Here is a 1,842-nt window from a genome sequence, read left to right as displayed (position 1 = left end):
GTCGTAATATGTGCGCGTGCGTTGAAACGTTAATCGTCAGCCGCTATCTCAATAATCCTTCTATTCTTCACGCCATCTGCAATGCCCATGCCGACGCCACGTTAGTTCGCGGAAATCTTCAGGGAAGTCACAGTTTTCTCGTTTTTTACAGTTTTCGCAATGTTTCATTTTTTATTCTATCCATCGATTTGGTTTGTTGCGTTCCTTTATTATCTTTTTGCTTACTGCTCTGGTTTATCTAGGCGGCTCGGTTGCGATAACAAGCGCGCTAATTACTACCCTTCTCGTTTCGCGAAATTCAGTGAATTATCCACGGATTCGACGCCAATGGTATCTGTCGTGACCTGCTCAGCCATCACGCGCGGTGTTATCGCACCATTGATTCCCGGTTCGCCATCGGGTCCTGTGGCAACTAGCTAATAATCGAAGGGCCCTTCCCACTTGGTGATGGTCCAGCCAAACGCCTTTTCATAAAACGCGACCGCCCGCTGTGGATCATCCGCAGGTAGCTCGAAATGAACCACTCTAGGCATTATAGTCCTCTTTAAGGTTTGCTGCAAGTCTTTGTCATACAGATACTTACACGCTTTGACCGGGACCGTGAGTGAGGTGCATTGATGCTGCGGTAAGCACGGATCAAGCCGTCGTGATAGGCCAGCGGATTCTTTTGCTCCCGGCCGGGAAACTAGCCGGTGAGCATTCCGTTGAGCAAGGTGCTCTAATGATAACTGACTGATTCATGCTGTGTTACCTTTCAAGTGCAGATCGACACCCTCTCAGCACTTCATTAAACATTCCACTACTCGCTACTCTTCTTCCAAATCGGATGGGCCTCGGTGTTGAAGACGGCCTTCTCGAAGTCGAAGGCCTGGGGCGGGGCGAATAGTAAGTAGAAGTATTTCATGGTCTCGGCCAGAAAGTAACTCTCCATCGCGTCAGTCTGGACGCCCGTGCGGACATCGGCGAGGGCGGCGTAGCCTGCGTCGGTCTTGCACCGCGCGACAAGGGTGTTGAAAAAGGTCGCACCCATCCGGCGATACTTCTCGTCGCCGGTGAAGTGATAAAGGTAGTAGGCCGACTCGACGATCTCGGGCCGGAGCTGGTAGGAGCCTAAGACGACCTTCATGGTTTTGTAGTCAAGCAGTTCGGGCGCAGTACCGTAGAGGGTCCACATCTTGTAGCACGAGTCTTCGAGGCGGGCGGCGCGGTCGAGGTCTCCGCCCAGGGCAAGGACAGCGGGGAAGAAGGCGTAGAGAGCGCCGAAGGCCGTGGCCCGTTGCTTGCCATTTTTCATGTTGACATGGCCGTACCAGAGCCCTCTGCTGGTCTCGTCGGCCACGTGGGCGTTGATCGCCGCGATCGTGTCCTGCCACATAGCCCAAAGCTCGGCGTCGTCGAAAAGGATCGCGCCCTTTAAAAGGTACTCGTAGTAGCTATCGATTCTACCACCGACGTGGCTTTCTTTGACCATCCACCCGCCGGTTACGACGTCGATCATCGACCCGACCAGGCCGATCTGCGAGCGGCGATGATAAAGCGCGACCATCGCCCGTTTGGCGGCGTCGAAATATTTGGGGTCGCCGGTGAGGCGGGAGAGGGTCCCGTACTCGAGGATATTGGTGCCGATCTCGGCGGGGTTGGTAAAGCGGCAGCGGGTCCTGTGAGTTTTAAGGTTGATGAAGCGGAAGGGCATGCCGGTGTTGGAGTCGAAGACGGGAAGCATGCGGTCGGCGAGGTCGATGGCGAGCTCGAGGAAGCGGGTGTCGCCGTCGAGTTGCTGGGCGGAGATCAGGCCGCCCAGGATGCGGATGGCTACCTCGAAGTGCTGGACCTCCATGTCGA

3 protein-coding genes are annotated in these 1,842 nt (G+C 55.2%); 1 reads left to right on the top strand and 2 read right to left on the bottom strand.

What is annotated here, in order from left to right; all coding sequences use genetic code 11:
- Positions 1–242: hypothetical protein (locus WB402_RS00795; RefSeq protein WP_424204803.1), on the top strand; the 242-nt coding region annotated here is incomplete at its 5' end.
- A 174-nt stretch (positions 243–416) separates the two neighbouring features.
- On the opposite strand, the gene WB402_RS00790 is transcribed toward WB402_RS00795, so the two are convergent.
- Together WB402_RS00790 and WB402_RS00785 are read right to left on the bottom strand one after the other, a co-directional pair.
- Positions 417–533 carry a VOC family protein gene (locus tag WB402_RS00790; RefSeq protein ID WP_424204801.1) on the bottom strand — a complete coding sequence of 39 codons (117 nt, stop codon included), beginning with the start codon at positions 531–533 and terminating at the stop codon, positions 417–419.
- A gap of 266 nt (positions 534–799) precedes the next feature.
- Positions 800–1,842 (bottom strand): glycoside hydrolase family 47 protein (locus tag WB402_RS00785; protein WP_424204799.1); only part of this gene is annotated, 1,043 nt, incomplete at its 5' end.

Source organism: Sulfuricaulis sp. (genome assembly GCF_049587675.1).
Classification (GTDB): Bacteria; Pseudomonadota; Gammaproteobacteria; order Acidiferrobacterales; family Sulfurifustaceae; genus Sulfuricaulis.
This window is presented reverse-complemented; position numbering and strand designations above follow the sequence as displayed.